The 17,429-nt window shown below is 75.0% G+C and carries 7 protein-coding genes; all 7 read left to right on the top strand.

Features of this window, described 5'->3' with window-relative positions:
- Nucleotides 1-27 precede the first annotated feature (27 nt).
- Nucleotides 28-1,137 carry a capreomycidine synthase gene (gene vioD, locus ABTZ03_RS24575; protein ID WP_350515225.1) on the top strand — a complete coding sequence of 370 codons (1,110 nt, stop codon included), beginning with the start codon at nucleotides 28-30 and terminating at the stop codon, nucleotides 1,135-1,137.
- A 40-nt stretch (nucleotides 1,138-1,177) separates the two neighbouring features.
- Nucleotides 1,178-2,209, top strand: coding sequence for a guanitoxin biosynthesis L-enduracididine beta-hydroxylase GntD (gene gntD, locus ABTZ03_RS24570; protein WP_350515224.1), 1,032 nt, complete (start codon nucleotides 1,178-1,180; stop codon nucleotides 2,207-2,209).
- Between the two features lie 130 nt (nucleotides 2,210-2,339).
- The gene (locus ABTZ03_RS24565) at nucleotides 2,340-12,908 is read left to right on the top strand and encodes a non-ribosomal peptide synthetase (protein ID WP_350515223.1); all 10,569 of its coding nucleotides are present in this window, start codon (nucleotides 2,340-2,342) and stop codon (nucleotides 12,906-12,908) included.
- A gap of 149 nt (nucleotides 12,909-13,057) precedes the next feature.
- Entirely contained in the window at nucleotides 13,058-14,413 is a 1,356-nt protein-coding gene (locus ABTZ03_RS24560) for an MFS transporter (RefSeq protein WP_350515222.1), read from the top strand.
- Nucleotides 14,410-15,381, top strand: a complete 972-nt coding sequence (locus ABTZ03_RS24555; protein ID WP_350515221.1) for a GNAT family N-acetyltransferase — start codon at nucleotides 14,410-14,412, stop codon at nucleotides 15,379-15,381. The genes ABTZ03_RS24560 and ABTZ03_RS24555 overlap by 4 nt, the downstream gene beginning before the upstream one ends.
- Before the next feature lie 392 nt (nucleotides 15,382-15,773).
- On the top strand, nucleotides 15,774-16,478 hold the full coding sequence (locus ABTZ03_RS24550; protein ID WP_350515220.1) for a response regulator transcription factor: 705 nt from the start codon (nucleotides 15,774-15,776) through the stop codon (nucleotides 16,476-16,478).
- Nucleotides 16,479-16,562: 84 nt separating this feature from the next.
- Complete coding sequence (locus ABTZ03_RS24545; RefSeq protein WP_350515219.1) at nucleotides 16,563-17,405, top strand: hypothetical protein; 843 nt, start codon at nucleotides 16,563-16,565, stop codon at nucleotides 17,403-17,405.
- Nucleotides 17,406-17,429 lie beyond the last annotated feature (24 nt).

The raw sequence follows: 17,429 nt of genomic DNA, 5'->3' as shown, positions 1-17,429 counted from the left end.
TTCCGACCCGGCCCCCTGGAGGAACCCGTGACCATCGCCCCGGCACTGCTCGAAGACTGGCTCCGCGAGCGGTACTTCACCACCACCTACGACATCAGCAGCAGCGGTGTCGAGAACTACACCGTCGACCAGGTCCTCGCCCTGGCCGGCACCGACGCCGCCTCGCTCGGCGACATCGTGTTCCGCGACAGCCACTCGCTGGGCGGCGAGCCGCTGCGCGCCGCGCTCGCCGAGCGGCACGGCACCGACCCCGGCTCGGTGATCGCCACCCAGGGCTCCAGCGAGGCGATCTACCTGGTCGTGCAGGCCCTGCTGAAGCCCGGCGACGAGGTCGTCGTCCAGGCGCCCGCCTACCACGCCCTGGTCGAGGTGGCCGCCTCGCTGGGCTGCCGGATCGTCCCCTGGGCGATGCGCACCGAGCACGGCGTCGTCACCAACGAGGACGAGCTGCTGGCGCTGATCGGCCCCGCCACCGCCATGGTGGTGGTCAACTTCCCGCACAACCCGACCGGCGCCACGGTGACCCCGGACCAGCAGACGGCGATCGTCGACGCCTGCGCCCGCTACGGCACCTGGCTCGCCTGGGACAACGCCTTCCAGCACCTGGTCTACGACCGCGAGCCGCTGCCCGACCCCGCCCCCGGCTACCCCCGGGCGATCTCCTTCGGCACCCTGTCCAAGGCCTACGGCCTGCCGGGCCTGCGGGTCGGCTGGGCGCTCGCCGCCCCCGAGGTGCTGGCCGGCTGCGTGCGCCGCCGCGACTACACCAGCCTGGCGCTGTCCCCGCTGGTCGAGGCGGTGGCCACGCACGCCGTCCGGCACGCCGACGAGCTGCTGCGCCCGCGCCTGGCCCAGGCCACCGCCAACCGCGCGGTGCTGGCCGAGTGGCTGGCCGAGCACCGCGACCGGGTGACCGCCGACCTGCCGGCCGGCGGGGTCACCGCCTTCCCCGAACTCACCACGGTGGCGGACGTCACCGCGTTCGCCGACCGGCTCGACCGCGAGCACGGCGTCCTGGTCGTGCCCGGCGCCTGCTTCGGCGCCCCCCGGCACATCCGGCTCGGCTTCGGCGGCGCCTCCGCCGAACTGGCGGCCGGCCTCGACCGGCTCGCCGCCCTGCTGCCCGAGGCCCGCTGAGACCGTCCGCCGTCCCACCTACCTTCCCGAGGTCGACCCCATGAACACGCTCACGCTCACCCCCGCCGACGCCGACGCCGTCGACGCCCTCCTGGACGAACTGACCGGACGCCACGGCGACGTGGAGGACCAGGCCCTCCAGGACGAGCTGACCGTCCAGTCCCACCGGCTGCCCGAGGCCCTGCGCCGCTTCCTCACCGACTTCCGGCTGCACGAGCCGACCGGCGTCTGCGTGGTCTCCGGCTACCGCGTCGACCAGGACCGGATCGGCGCCACCCCGGCGCACTGGCAGCACCGCACCGGAACCTCCCCGACGCTGCGCGACGAGATCTTCCTGCTGCTGTGCGCGTCGCTGCTCGGCGAGCCGATCGCCTGGGCCACCCAGCAGGACGGCTACCTGGTGCACGACGTCCTGCCGGTGGCGGGCCACGAGGACGAGCAGATCGGCACCGGCAGCAACCAGACCATCTTCTGGCACGTCGAGGACGCCTTCCACCCCTACCGGGGCGACTACGTGGGCCTGCTCTGCCTGCGCAACCCGGACCGGGTGCCGACCACCTTCCTCGGCGTGCAGGACCTGGTGATCTCCGCCGAGGACCGGCGGGTGCTCGCCGAGCCGCGGTACTACATGCTGCCCGACAACTCCCACCTCCAGATGCTGGACAGCGGCCCCGGCCGGACCCTCCCCGGCCAGGCCGAACTGCTCCACCAGGCGCACGAGCGGCTGAAGCGGATGCGCGACGACGCCGCGCCCGTCCCGGTGCTGTTCGGCTCGCCGACCGACCCCTACCTGTGCCTGGACCCGTACTTCATGGACCTGGACCGGCTGGACCCGGAGGCCCGGGGCGCGCTCCAGCGGCTCTCCGACGAGATCGACCGCAAGCTCGGCGGCGCCGCGCTCGCCCCCGGCGAGATCGTCTTCGTCGACAACTACCGCGCGGTGCACGGCCGCAGCTCCTTCGCCGCGCGCTTCGACGGCACCGACCGCTGGCTCAAGCGGGTCAACGTCGCCCGCGACCTGCGCCCGTCCCGCGACGCCCGGGCCGCCGCCGGCTCCCGCGTCCTGTTCTGAGCGCGACACCGCCGGCCGCCCGGCGCCACCACCCGCCGCGCCCGCCGCCGCACCGACTCCGCCGTCCGTTCCGCGCCTCCGGGCGTGTCCGACACGCCCCAGCCGGCCAGACCTTCTCCGGGAGAGCACCATGAGCACCACCCAGTCCGCCACCGCGCCGTCCACCGACCGCACCGCCGCCGCCGTCGCCGGGGCCACCGGCAGCGCCGCCGACACCGCCCGCCGGATCGCCGAGCTGTCGCCCGAGCAGCGGGCCCGGCTGGAGGCCCGGCTGCGCGAGCGGCTGGCCGGACGCCCGGCCGCCCCGGCCGGGGTGCCGCGCCGCGCACCGGGGGCGCCGGTGCCGCTCTCCTTCACCCAGGAGCAGATCTGGCTGGCCCAGCAGCTCGCCCCGGAGTCGGCCGCGTACAACGTGCCGATGGCGGTGGCCTGCACCGGCCCGCTGGACCCGGAGCGGCTGGCCGGCGCGTTCCGCACGGTGATCGCCCGGCACGAGGTGCTGCGCACCACCCTCGCCGCCGGCGCCGACGGCTCGCCGGTCCAACTGGTACGGGACGGCACCGGGTTCACCCTGCCGGTGACCGACCTGCGGTCGGCTCCGGGCGGCGTCGAGGCCCGGGCGCGCGAGCTGCTGGCCGAGGAGGCGCACACCCCGTTCGACCTGGCCGCCGGACCGCTGCTGCGGGCCGCACTGCTGCGCACCGGCGAGCAGGAGCACGTACTGCTGCTGACTGTTCATCACATCGCGGTCGACGCCTGGTCGGTGAACGTGCTGCTGGGCGAGGTCGGGGCGGCCTACCGGCTGGCCGACGGACCGGCCGGCGTCGAACTCCCGCCGCTGCCGGTGCAGTACGGCGACTTCGCCACCTGGCAGCGCGGGCGGCTGGACGGCACCGCGTACCAGGAAAGCCTGGACTACTGGCAGCAGCGGCTCGACGGCCTGACCGACACCCCGCCGCCCGCCACCACCACCGGCCGCCCCGCCGGCCGCCCGGGCGCCGGCTCGCACGGCCTGGAGCTGCCCGCCGAGGTGGCGACCGGCCTGCGGGCCCTGGCCGCGCGGCACCGGACCACGCTCTTCACGGTGACGCTGGCCGCGCTCCAGGTCCTGCTGCACCGCTACGGCTGCGGCCCGGACCCGGTCGTCGCCACCCCGGTCGGCGGCCGCGAGCGCACCGAACTCGAAGGCCTGATCGGCTGCTTCGTCAACACCCTGCTGCTGCGCGGAGACCTTTCCGGCGAGCCGACCTTCGCCGAACTGCTGGACCGCACCGCCGAGGCGACCCGCCAGGACCTCCGGCACCAGGAGGTGCCCTTCGAGCAGCTGGCCGCGGGCCTGCGGGCCGGCTCCCCGGACGGACTGGCCCGCACCATGCTGGTGCTCGACCAGGCCGCACCGGGCACCGCCCCCGAGGACGCCCCCGGCGACCTGGTGCTGCGCCCGCTGGACGGGGCCGGCCCGGCCGACGCCAAGCGGGACCTGACCTTCACCGTCTCGGAGACCGGCGACACCCTCGCCCTCACCCTGACCTACCGCACCGACCGCTACCAGGAGCGCTCCGCCGAGCGCCTGCTCGCCCACTACGCCACCCTGCTGCGCGAGGCCTGCGCCGACCCGCACCGCCCGATCGGCCGGCTGCCGCTGCTCACCGCCGCCGAACGCGCGCTGGTGCTGGACACCTGGAACGCCACCGCCCTGGACGTGCCGGCCGGCACCTTCCACGGCCGCTTCGCCGAGCAGGCCGCCCGCACCCCGCAAGCCGTCGCGGTGGTCGGCGCCGACGGCACCCACCGCTACGCCGAGCTGGACCGGCTCGCCAACCGCCTGGCCCACCACCTGCGCGGGCTCGGCGTCGGCCCGGAGACCCCGGTCGGCATCTGCCTGGAGCGCGGCGCCTGGACGGTGACGGCCCTGCTCGCCGTGCTCAAGGCCGGCGGCTGCTACGTGCCGATCGACCCGGCCCAGCCGCAGGAGCGGATGGCGATGATGCTCGCCGACACCGCCGCGCCCGTGGTGATCACCCGCGCCGCCTCGGCCGACCGGCTGCCGGCCGGCGTGCGGGCCGTGGTGGTCGAGGAGCTGGCCCTCGACGCGCTGCCCGACACCGCCCCGGAGGTCGCCGTCGACCCCGGCCAGGCCGCCTACGTGCTGTTCACCTCCGGCTCCACCGGGCGCCCCAAGGGCGTGGTGGTCGAGCACCGCCAGGTGCTCAACTACCGCACCGCCGTGGTCTCCGCGCTCGACCTGGCGGCCGGGGCCGGGTACGCGATGGTGCAGCCGTTCACCTTCGACTCCTGCGTCACGGTGCTCTCGGCCGCCCTGCTCGGCGGCGGCACGCTGCACATGGTGGACGCCGACACCGCCTCGGACGGCCGACTGCTGGCGGCCTACTTCGCCGAGCACGCGATCGACTACCTGAAGATCAGCCCCTCCCACCTGGCGGCCCTGGAGGGCCCGGCCGCCGAGCACCGGGTGCTCCCCCGCCGCGGCCTGATCCTCGGCGGCGAGGGCTCCACCAGCACCCTGGTGCGGGACCTGCTGGGCCGGGCCGACTGCGCGGTGCTCAACCACTACGGCCCCACCGAGACCACGGTCGGCGTGACCACCCACCGGCCGCAGGCCGAGGAGCTCGCCACCACCCCGACCGTCCCGATCGGCCGACCGCTCGGCAACGTGCGGGCGTACGTCCTCGACGAGCGGGGCGAGCCGGTGCCGGTCGGCGTGCCCGGCGAACTGCTCATCGGCGGCGCCCAGGTCACCCGCGGCTACCTCGGCCGCCCGGGCCTGACCGCCGAGCGCTTCGTCCCGGACCCGTACGGCGCGCCCGGCGCCCGGCTCTACCGCACCGGGGACCTCTCCCGCCGGCTGACGGACGGCGCGATCGAGTTCCTCGGCCGGCTGGACGACCAGGTGAAGATCCGCGGCTTCCGGATCGAGCTCGGCGAGGTGGAGTCGGCGCTGGCCGCGCTGGCGCCGGTGGCGGCGGCCGCGGCGGTGGTCCGCGAGGACCGGCCGGGTGACCGGCAGCTGGTCGGCTACCTGGTCCCGGCGCCCGGCGCCGAGCTCGAACCGGCCGCCCTGCGCGCCGAGTTGGCCACCGCGCTGCCCGGCTACATGGTGCCGTCCGCGCTGGTGGTGCTGGACGCCCTCCCGCTCACCGCGCACGGCAAGCTGAACCGCCGGGCGCTGCCCGCCCCGCCGCGCCAGGAGGCCGCCGCGGGCCGGACCGCGCGGAACGAGCGCGAGGCCGCCCTGAGCCGGATCTTCGCCGAGGTGCTGGGCACCGACCGCGAGCCGGGCATCGACGAGAGCTTCTTCGACCTCGGCGGCCACTCGCTGCTGGCGATGCGCCTGGTCGCGGCGGTGCGCTCCGGGCTGGCGGCGGAGCTGGGCGTGCGGGACGTCTTCGAGGCGCCCACCGTCGCTCTGCTGGCCGAGCGGCTGGAGCGGGCCCGACCCGCGGCCGCCCTGCCGGAGCTCGTCCCGGCCGAGCGCCCCGCACGGATCCCACTCTCCCACGCCCAGTCCCGGCTCTGGTTCCTCAACCGGATGGAGCGCGGGGCCGGGGCCTACGCGATGCCGGTGGTGCTGCGCCTGCCCGGCACGGTGGACCCGATCGCGCTCCAGGCCGCACTGGACGACGTGGTGGAGCGGCACGAGACGCTGCGCACCCTCTTCCCGGAGACCGACGGCGAACCCCAGCAGTCCATCCGCCCCGCCACCCCCGGCCTGATCCCGCTGGCCGTCCTGGCCGTCGACGGCGACACCGCGGCCCACGCCCGGATCGCCGAACTCTCCGCCCGGCCGTTCGACCTGACCACCGAACTCCCGCTACGCGCCGCCCTGTTCACCACCGCACCCGACACCCACCTGCTCACCCTCGTCCTCCACCACATCGCCGGCGACGGCTGGTCCATGCGACCCCTCACCGAAGACCTCACCACCGCCTACCACGCCCACACCACCCACACCACCCCCACCTGGCCCCAACTCCCCATCCAGTACGCCGACTACACCCTCTGGCAACACCACCACCTCGGCCACCCCGACACCCCCCACACCCCCCTCCACACCCAACTCACCCACTGGACCACCCACCTCACCAACCTCCCCGAAGAAATCCCCCTCCCCACCGACCACCCCCGACCCACCAACCCCACCCACCACGCCCGCACCCACACCACCCACACCGACCCCACCACCCACCACAAACTCACCACCCACGCCCACACCCACCACGCCACCCTCTTCCACACCCTCCACGCCGCCCTCGCCACCCTCCTCACCCGCAACGGCGCCGGCACCGACCTCCCCATCGGCACCCCCACCGCCGGCCGCAACCACCCCCACCACGACCACCACATCGGCTTCTTCATCAACACCCTCGTCCTGCGCACCGACACCACCGGCAACCCCACCCACACCCAACTCCTCCACCACACCCGCGACCTCAACCTCACCGCCCTCACCCACCAGGACCTCCCCTTCGACCGCCTCGTCGAAGCCCTCAACCCCACCCGCACCCCCCACCGCCACCCCCTCTTCCAAACCATCCTCACCCTCAACACCACCCGACCGGGAGGAACCGAACTCGACGTCGAGCAGGTCGACTTCGAGAGCGCGGCCAAGTTCGACCTGTCGTTCTCCGTCGCCGAGCAGCACACCGCCGACGGCACCCCGGACGGCCTCGTCGTCACCATCGAGTACGCCGCCGAGCTCTTCGAGTCCGCCACCGTCGAGCGGCTCGCCGAGCAGTTCCAGCGCATCCTGCGCAGCGCCGCCGAACACCCCGACACCCCCATCCAGGACGTCGACCTGCTGGGCGACTCCGGCCGGGCCGAACTGACCGCGCTGGCCACCGGCGCCGTCCACCCGCTGCCCGCCGCCGCCCTGCCGGAGCTGTTCGCCGCCCAGGCCGCCCGCACCCCCGACGCCACCGCCGTCAGCTGCGGCAGCGACACCCTCAGCTACGCCGAACTCGACGCCGTCACCGCGCGGTTGGCCCACCACCTGGTGGCGCTCGGCGCGGGCGCGGAGCGCCGGATCGCCGTGCTCCAGCAGCGTTCCACGGCCCTGGTGGTCAGCACGCTGGCCGTCGTCCGGGCCGGCGGCGCGTACGTGCCGCTGGCCGAGAACTGGCCGGCCGAGCGGATGGACCTGGTGCTCGCCGACACCGGCGCCGAACTGCTGCTGGTCGACGCCACCACCCGCGACCTCCCGTACGTCCGGGCCCGGGCGGCGGCCGGCGGGCAGGTGGTGGACGTCTCGGCGCCGCTGCCGGACGCCCCCGCCACCGCACTTCCGACCGTGCAGCCCGCGCAGCTCGCCTACGTGATGTACACCTCCGGCTCCACCGGCACCCCCAAGGGTGTCGCCGTGACCCACGCGGACGTGGCCGCACTGGCCGCCGACCGCTGGTGGCAGCGCGACGGCCACCACGAGCGGGTGCTGTTCCACTCCCCGCACGCCTTCGACGCCGCGACCTACGAACTGTGGGTGCCGCTGCTCGGCGGCGGCCAGGTGGTGGTGGCGCCGGCCGGTGAGCTGGACGCCGAGCGGATCGGACGCCTGGTCGCCGACCACCGGGTCACCGCGCTCTGGCTGACCGCCGGCCTGTTCCGGCTGCTCGCCGAGGACGCGCCGCAGAGCCTGACCGGCGTCCGCGAGGTGATGACCGGCGGCGACGTCGTCCCGGCCGCCGCCGTGCGCCGGGTGCTGGAGGTCCACCCGACCCTGCGGGTGGTCGACGGCTACGGGCCGACCGAGACCACCGTGTTCGCCACCCGGCACCCGATGGCCGCCGGGGACGCGATCGGCGGCACCGTGCCGATCGGCCGCCCGCTGGACAACATGCGGGTCCAGGTGCTGGACGCCGCACTGCGCCGGCTGCCGGCCGGGGTGCCGGGTGAGCTGTTCATCGCCGGTGCCGGCCTGGCCCGCGGCTACCTCGGCCGCCCGGGCGCGACCGCCGAGCGCTTCCTCCCGGACCCGTACGGCGAGCCCGGCGCCCGGATGTACCGCACCGGCGACCTGGCCCGCTGGCGGCGCGACGGCGAGAGCGGGGGCCACCTGGAGTTCCTCGGCCGCACCGACGACCAGATCAAGCTGCGCGGCTTCCGGATCGAACCCGCCGAGATCGAGGCGCACTTCACCGCCCGCCCGGAGATCGCCCAGGCCGCCGTGCTGCTGCGCGAGGACCGCCCGGGTGACCGCCGGCTGGTCGCCTACCTGGTGCCGGCCGCCGGCGCCACCGCCCCGGACCCGGCCGACCTGCGGGCGGCGGCCGCCGCCCAGCTGCCCGGGTACCTGGTCCCGTCCGCCGTCGTGCTGCTCGACACCCTCCCGCTCACCCCCAACGGCAAGCTCGACCGCCGCGCCCTGCCCGCGCCGAGCCTCACCAGCGCACCCGCCCGCGAGCCGCGCACCCCGCGCGAGCAGGCGCTCCGCGAGGTCTTCGCCACCACGCTCGGCGCGGAGACGGTCGGCATCGACGACAACTTCTTCGACCTCGGCGGCCACTCGCTGCTGGCGATGCGCCTGGTCGCGGCGGTGCGCTCCGAACTGGCCGCCGAGATCGGGGTCCGCGACCTCTTCGAGGCGCCCACCGTGGCCCTGCTGGCCGAGCGGCTGGAGCGGGCCCGACCCGCGGCCGCCCTGCCGGAGCTCGTCCCGGCCGAGCGCCCCGCACGGATCCCGCTCTCCCACGCCCAGTCCCGGCTCTGGTTCCTCAACCGGATGGAGGAGACCGAGCGCGCCTCCTACAACATCCCGGTGGTGCTGCCGCTGCCCGGCGAGATCGACTCCATCGCGCTCCAGGCCGCGCTGGACTCCGTGGTGGAACGGCACGAGACGCTGCGCACCCTCTTCCCGGAGACCGACGGCGAACCCCAACAGTCCATCCGCCCCGCCACCCCCGGCCTGATCCCCCTCACCACCGTCCACACCGACGAGGCCGACGCCCGCACCCGGATCGCCGAGCTCTCCGCCCGACCTTTCGACCTGACCACCGAACTCCCGCTACGCGCCGCCCTGTTCACCACCGCACCCGACACCCACCTGCTCACCCTCGTCCTCCACCACATCGCCGGCGACGGCTGGTCCATGCGACCCCTCACCGAAGACCTCACCACCGCCTACCACGCCCACACCACCCACACCACCCCCACCTGGCCCCAACTCCCCATCCAGTACGCCGACTACACCCTCTGGCAACACCACCACCTCGGCCACCCCGACACCCCCCACACCCCCCTCCACACCCAACTCACCCACTGGACCACCCACCTCACCAACCTCCCCGAAGAAATCCCCCTCCCCACCGACCACCCCCGACCCACCAACCCCACCCACCACGCCCGCACCCACACCACCCACACCGACCCCACCACCCACCACAAACTCACCACCCACGCCCACACCCACCACGCCACCCTCTTCCACACCCTCCACGCCGCCCTCGCCACCCACCTCACCCGCAACGGCGCCGGCACCGACCTCCCCATCGGCACCCCCACCGCCGGCCGCAACCACCCCCACCTCGACCACCTCATCGGCTTCTTCATCAACACCCTCGTCCTGCGCACCGACACCACCGGCAACCCCACCCACACCCAACTCCTCCACCACACCCGCGACCTCAACCTCACCGCCCTCACCCACCAGGACCTCCCCTTCGACCGCCTCGTCGAAGCCCTCAACCCCACCCGCACCCCCCACCGCCACCCCCTCTTCCAAACCATCCTCACCCTCAACACCACCCAACCCGGCAACGACCGACTCGACGTCCAGGAGGACGAGTCGGGCCGGACCGCGAAGTTCGACCTGTCCTTCACCGTGACCGAGCAGCACACCGCCGACGGCACCCCGGACGGCCTCGTCGTCACCATCGAGTACGCCACCGATCTGTTCGAGCCCGCCACCGTCGAGCGCCTCGCCCGCCAGTTCCAGCGCATCCTGCGCAGCGCCGCCGAACACCCCGACACCCCCATCCAGGACGTCGACCTGTTCGACGAGCGCGAGCGCGCGGCCGTGTTCACCGACTGGAACGGCCCCACCCGGGAACTCCCCGGCCGGACGCTTCCAGAGCTGTTCGCCGCCCAGGCCGCCCGCACCCCCGACGCCACCGCCGTCAGCTGCGGCACCGACACCCTCAGCTACGCCCAGCTCGACACCGCCGCCAACCGGCTGGCCCGCCTCCTGGTGGCGCGGGGCGCCGGCCCCGAGCGGCTGGTGGCCCTCGCCGTCCCGCGCTCGGTGGAGACCCTGGTGGCCGTACTGGCCGTACTCAAGTCCGGTGCGGCGTACCTCCCGGTCGACCTCACCCACCCCGGCGAGCGGATCGCCTACACCCTGGGCGACGCCCGGCCGCTGTGCGTGCTCACCACCGCCGAGGCGGCCGGGCGGCTGCCCGCCACCGAGCACCCCCGGCTGCTGCTGGACGCCCCGGAGACGGTCGCCGCGCTGGCCGCACTGCCGGCCCACGACCTCACCGACGCCGACCGCTCGGCGCCGCTGTCGCTGCGCAACCCGGCCTACGTCATCTACACCTCCGGCTCCACCGGGCGCCCCAAGGGCGTCGTGGTCGAGCACCGCTCGCTGGACGCCTACCTGGCCTGGGCCCGTGAGGCCTACGGCAGCGTGGCCGGCCGGGCGCTGGTCCACTCGCCGGTGTCCTTCGACCTGACCGTGACCGGCCTGTTCGCCCCGCTCACCAGCGGCGGCACCGTCCAGCTGATCGAACTGGACGACCAGGCCCCCACCGCACGGGAGTTCGACCGCCCGACCTTCGTCAAGGCCACCCCGAGCCACCTGGCGCTGCTGACCGCGCTGCCCGAGCGGTTCTCGCCCAGCGAGCAGCTGGTGCTCGGCGGCGAGTCGCTGATGGGCGAGGTCCTGGACGAGTGGCGCCGCCGCCACCCGGGCGCCACCGTGATCAACGAGTACGGCCCGACCGAGACCACGGTCGGCTGCACCGAGTTCCGGATCGAGCCCGGCGACGCCGCGCCCTCCGGCGTGATCACCATCGGACGGCCGATCTGGAACACCCGGATGTACGTCCTGGACGAGGCGCTGCGCGCGCTGCCGATCGGCGTCGGCGGCGAACTCTTCATCGCCGGCGACCTGGTGACCCGCGGCTACCTCGGCCGCCCCGGCCTGACCGCCGAGCGCTTCCTGCCCGACCCGTTCGGCGAGCCCGGCTCCCGGATGTACCGCACCGGCGACCTCGGCCGCTGGCACGAGGACGCGCACGGCGAGGGCCGGCTCGAATTCCTCGGCCGCACCGACGACCAGATCAAGCTGCGCGGCTTCCGGATCGAACCCGCCGAGATCGAGACCCACTTCACCACCCGCCCGGACATCGTGCAGGCCGCCGTGCTGCTGCGCGAGGACCAGCCCGGCGACCAGCGCCTGGTGGCCTACCTGGTCCCGGCCGACGACACCACCGCGCCGGACCCGGCCGAACTGCGCGCCACCGCCGCCGCCCAGCTGCCCGCCCACCAGGTGCCGTCCGCCGTCGTGCTGCTCGACACCCTCCCGCTCACCCCCAACGGCAAGCTCGACCGCCGTGCCCTGCCCGCGCCGAGCCTCACCACCGCACCCGCCCGGGCGCCCCGCACCCCCCGCGAGTCCGTCCTCTGCGGCCTGTTCGCCGCCACGCTCGGCGCGGAGACCGTCGGCATCGACGACAACTTCTTCGACCTCGGCGGCCACTCGCTGCTCGCCGCCCGGCTGACCGCCCGGATCCAGGACGAGCTGGGCGTCCGGATCGGCCTGCGGGCCCTGTTCGAGACCCCGACCGTGGCCCTGCTGGCCGAGCGGCTCGACGCCGAGGGCGGCGCCGAATCCGGCAACGGGCTCGGGCAGTTGCTGCCGCTGCGCACCGGCGGCAGCCGGCCGCCACTGTTCGCGGTGCACCCCGGCGGCGGCCTGGGCTGGTGCTACTCCGGCCTGGTCCGCCACCTGGACCGGGACCGGCCGGTCATCGCCTTGCAGGCCCGCGGGCTGGACGGGGACGACCGACTTCCGTGCAGCGTCGAGGAGATGGCGGCCGACTACCTGCGGCTGATCCGCGAGGTGCAGCCGAGCGGCCCGTACCACCTGCTCGGCTGGTCCTTCGGCGGCACGGTGGCCCACGAGCTGGCCCGTCAACTCCAGGCGGCGGGCGAGGAGGTGGCCCTGCTGGCGATGCTCGACTCGCACCCCACCGGCCGCTTCCGGCACGCCGGCCGCCCCAGCGACGCGGAGATCCTCTCGCTCGCGCTGGACGGCCTCGACCTCGACGAGCTGGACGCCCTCGCCGCCGACGGCACCTCGGCAGGCGGCGGCACCCCGGCGGCCGACGGCACCGAGCCGCTCGGGGCCGGACTCCCGGGCGCCGAAGCCGTGTTGGAGCTGCTGCGGGAGCGCGGCAGCGTGCTGGCCGGGCTGGACCCGGCGGCGCTCGGCCGACTGGTCCGGGTGACCGGCAACAACCTCGCCCTGGCCGCCGGCGAGGCGCCGGGCCGCTACCGGGGGTCGGTGCTCTTCTTCGAGGCCCTGCCCGGCCGGGGAGCGGACGGCGCGCCGCTGACCGATCTGTGGACCGCGCACGTGGACGGCCCGATCGAGAACCACCCGCTGGACATCCCGCACAGCCGCTTCACCACGCCCGAGGCGCTGGACCTGATCGGGCCGGTGCTGGCCGCCCACCTGCGCTGAACCGGCCGCCCCGGGGTGGTGCGGCCGACCCCGGCCGCACCGCCCCGGCAGCCGCCACACCTCGCCACCGCCTCGCCATCACCTCGCCGCCACCGGAGCTATGCCATGCACCTGCCAACCACTCCTCCCCCACCCCCTCCGGAGGCGCCGTGACCACCTTCCTGATCGTCTGGGCCGGACGCCTGCTCACCGCCCTCGGCTCCGGCATCTCCGGCTTCGCCCTCGGCCTGTGGATCTACCAACAGACCGGCTCCGTCACCCAGTTCGCCACCGGCCTGCTGCTGGGCTTCGCCCCCGGCATGCTGGCCGCCCCCGCCGCCGGCGTCCTCGTCGACCGGCACCGCCGCCGCACCGTCCTGCTCTGTGCGGACACCGCGGCCATGCTCACCGCCGTCGCACTGACCGCCGCCGAGCTGACCGGCCACCTGGCCGTCTGGCAGGTGTACGCGACCACCGTCGTGGAGTCCCTGTGCGCCGCCTTCCAGTGGCCCGCGCTCGCCGCCGCCGTCACCGGCATGGTCCGGCCCGAACAGCGCGGCCGGGCCGGCGCGATGACCCAGACCGCCCTGGCCGCCGCCCAGTTGCTCGGCCCGATGCTCGCCGCCGTCCTGCTCGGCGCGGGCGGACTGCGCGCCGTCCTGGTGGTCGACGTGGTCTCCTTCGCGCTGGGCCTGCTCACCCTGCTGGTCGCCCGCTTCCCCGAACCGCCCGGCCGACCGCGCCGGGAGACCGACCGTCCCGGTGAACGCCTGGGCTGGCGAGCCGAGTTGGCCGAGGGCCGCCGAGTCCTCACCGGCCAATCCGGCCTACGGCACCTGCTCCGGGTGGTCACCGTGCTCAACGGGGCCGAGGCCGCCGCCACCGCCCTGCTGCTCCCCCTGGTGCTGTCCGGCACGCCGGCCTCCGAGCAGAACGCCGCCGTCGCCATGGTCAGCACCTCCGGCGGCCTGGGCCTGGCGTTCGGCAGCGTCGCCATGTCGATCTGGTCCGGTCCGCGCCGCCCGCTGGCCTGGGTCACCGGGGCCACCGTCCTCAGCGGCGTCGCGGTGCTGGCCGCGGGCCTCCACCCCCGGCCCGCCGCACTGGCGGCGGCCGCCTTCACCTTCTTCCTGGGCCTCCCGGTGGTGTCGAGCTGCGCCCAGGTGCTCTGGCAGGCCGCGGTCGCCCCCGAGGCCCAGGGCCGGGTGTTCGCCCTGCGCCGGATGTTCACCCAGGGCGGCACCCTGCTCGGCTACCTGCTGGCCGGGCCGCTCGCCTCCCGGGTCTGCGAACCGCTGGTCGCCCCCGACGGCCCGCTCGGCTCCACCGTCGGCCGGCTGCTCGGCACCGCCCGGGACCGCGGCAGCGCCCTGCTGCTCTGCCTCACCGGCCTGTTCCTCGCCGTCGTCGGCCTGCTCGGACGCCGTCACACCGTCGAGCCCTTGCCACCGGCCGACCCGATCGTGTGCGATAGAACGCCATCGACCAGGATTTCCGCCAACTCCACCGATCCGGAGCCGATATGATCGCCCGTCCGACCACCGCGTCCGAGCTCGACCGCGTCCTCCCGCTGATCGCCCCCGACCCCGGCGCGGCCCTGACCGCCGACACCTACCGGTCCCGGCTCGCCGACGGCCAGTACCGCCCCGCGTGGACCTGGATCGCGCAGAAGGCCCCCGACGGCACCCCGCTCGCCCTCGCCGTCTGGTGGGGCGACCCGGCCGACGCCCTGCCCTCCGCCCTCGACGGCGTCTTCGTCCACGACTCGGTGCGCTCCGCCGCCGACCGCACCGACCTGGCCGCGGCCGTGCTCACCGCCGCCCACGCCGACTACGCCGCGGCCGGCGCGGACGCCGCCCCCGAGTACCACCTGTCCCTGCCCGGCGACTGGCGCGACCGCCCCGAGACGGTCGCGGCGGTGGCCTGGCGCCAGGACGCGGCCCGCCGGGCCGGCCTGCCGGTGAGCCTGGAACGCCTGCGCTTCGAGTGGACGCCCGAGGCCGGCCTCCCGGAGCCGTCCGGCCGCCTCCTCCTCCAGCCCGAGCCCGACGACGAGGTCTTCGTCGACCTGTTCCGCCGCGCCCTGGTCGACACCCTGGACGCCGACACCCGCAAGGAGGCCGAGCGGCTCGGCGCCGAGGCCCAGGCCCGCGCCGACGTCGCCTTCTACCGCGACACCATGCGCGGCGACCGCTCCTGGTGGCGGGTGGCCCGCACCCCCGACGGCGAACCGGTCGGCTTCGGCATCCCCTCCCGCAACCACTCCTCCCCCGTGGTCGGCTACCTCGGCGTCCTCCCGGAGCACCGCGGCCGCCACTACGCCGACGACATCCTCGCCGAGATCACCCGCGTCCTCGCCGCCGACCCCGCGGCCACCGACACCCCCACCCGTATCCTGGCCGACACCGACCTCACCAACACCCCCATGGCGGCCGCCTTCACCCGCCTCGGCTACCACAACAACGCCCGCCGGCTGGTCCTCTCCCCGCACTGACCCGCCCTGCCCCGACCCGGCCCGCCCCGACCCGGGCGGGCCGCCTTTCGTGACCTCAACTGGAAGATTGTGTAAAGAGATCGAGGGAAATCGTGCCGGTTTCCCGAATGCCGGGCACCTCGGACGGACGGTCCCGGCAGCAGCATCCGAGGGTGGCACCCGGTGCCATCAACCTTGGTGCTATGCGCGCGCCCGTGCCCTGTCGAAGTGTGTGACGCTGCCATGGCAAGACGTCGGGGGCGTTCTTGGTGTCCGACGTCGTCAGCAGTTCCTGCCGCGCCTCCCCACAGGAGTAGGTTGTGACGAACTCGACCGCGTCCCTCTACATGCCTTCCGTACGAACGAGTCCACCGGCACCCGTCCCGCCCGCACCCGGTCCCGGACCCGCATTCGTGTCCGCACCACCGACGCGCGTCGCGGTCCCCGCCGCCGAGTCCTGGCGGGTGCTCGTCGTGGAGAGCAACGAACAGGACGCCCAGGCCCTGGCCTGCAACCTGCGCCGCTACGGCCACGAGACCCACGTCGTCACCACCGGGGCGGCGGCGCTGCGCAGCCACCACTGCGCGGAGGTGATCCTGCTCGACTGCGACCTGCCCGACGCCGACGCCCTGGAGGTCTGCCGGTCCGTCAGGGCGACCTCCAACGCGCCGCTGCTGGCCCTGAATTCGGTGGACAGTGAGCTCGACCGGGTCCTCGGCCTGCAGGCCGGCGCCGACGACTACCTGGTGAAGCCCTACGGGTTCCGCGAGTTGCTGGCCCGGATCGGCGCCGTGATGCGGCGCGTCCCGGTGGACCGTCGATCCGCCTGTCCGACCGCGCCCGGCCCGCTGCACGTCGAACCGAGCACCCGCGAGGTGCGACTGCAGGGCAAGCCGATCCCGGTCACCCGCAAGGAGTTCGACCTGCTGCGCCTGCTCGCCGACGCCCCGGGCTCGGTCATCACCCGCCAGCAGATCCTGCGGCACGTGTGGCAGGACACCGAGGACAGCCGCAGTCGAACCGTGGACACCCACGTCAACAGCCTGCGGCGCAAGCTCGGCGACCCGGGCTGGATCATCACCGTGCGCGGCGTCGGGTTCCGGCTCGGCCAGGTCTGACCGGACTGCCGAGGAGGGGCGCCCGACCCCCTCCCCCCGCACCGCAGCCCCAGCGCACCGCAGCCCGACGAGAGAAGGACCACCGTGCCCGGACCGACCCGTGCCGACGCCGTCAACTGCCCCGGAACCCACTGCCGCCGGAGCCCCGACCCCGGCCCCGCGCCGACCGCCCCGCCGCGGCCACCGCTCTGCACGTCCTGCCGCGACGGGCTGGCCGCCGACATCCGCGAAGCCACCCGGCTGTACCACGAGTGCGAACACCTGTTGAGCAGCTCGCCGCCGGGCCGACTACGAGAACGGACCACGGGCGGCCTGCCCTCGGGCCTCCCGTTCAACGCCGCCGCCGCCCAGGCCCGCACCGACGTCCTCGCCCTGCTCAGTTCGTGGAGCGGACTGGTGGCGGCCGAACGCTCGCTGCCCGCACCGGCCCGCACCGCCACCGGGCTGGCGGACTTCCTGCTGCGCCAACTGCCGTGGCTGGCCGACCACAACGCGGCCGGCGAGGCCTGCGAGGACTTCCGCCGGGTGGTCGGCACCGCCCGCCGCGCCGCCCGCGCCACGCCCGCACCGCAGCGGGCCCGGCTCGGTGGCTGCCCGCACCCGGACTGTCCCGGTCAGCTCACGGCCACCGCGAGCTCCTCGTTGGCCGACACCCCGGACGAGGTCGCCTGCGACACCGATCCGGCGCACGTCTGGCCCGCCGACCAGTGGACCAGCCTCGTCCGGCAACTCGGCGGCACCGGCGGCCGGGCCACCGGACGCTGGCTCACCGCCGAGCACATCTCCCGCCTGTTCCGGACCCCGCTGGGCACGGTGTACCGGCTGGCCTCGAAGGAGGGCTGGCGCCGGCACCGCAACGGTCACACCTACTACGACGAGGCGGACGTCCACGCCACCTTCAGCGCCCGGTCGCGCCGGGCCGGCTGAGGCCCCGCCGGGACGGGCCGCCGC

This window comes from Kitasatospora sp. NPDC096077 (genome assembly GCF_040303245.1).
In the GTDB taxonomy this organism is placed as follows: domain Bacteria; phylum Actinomycetota; class Actinomycetes; order Streptomycetales; family Streptomycetaceae; genus Kitasatospora.
This window is presented reverse-complemented; position numbering and strand designations above follow the sequence as displayed.

Coding starts and splice junctions, on each gene's coding strand:
- ABTZ03_RS24555 (WP_350515221.1), top strand. CDS start 14,410: ATGATCGCCCGTCCGACCACCGCGTCCGAGCTCGACCGCGTCCTCCCG.
- ABTZ03_RS24565 (WP_350515223.1), top strand. CDS start 2,340: ATGAGCACCACCCAGTCCGCCACCGCGCCGTCCACCGACCGCACCGCC.
- gntD (WP_350515224.1), top strand. CDS start 1,178: ATGAACACGCTCACGCTCACCCCCGCCGACGCCGACGCCGTCGACGCC.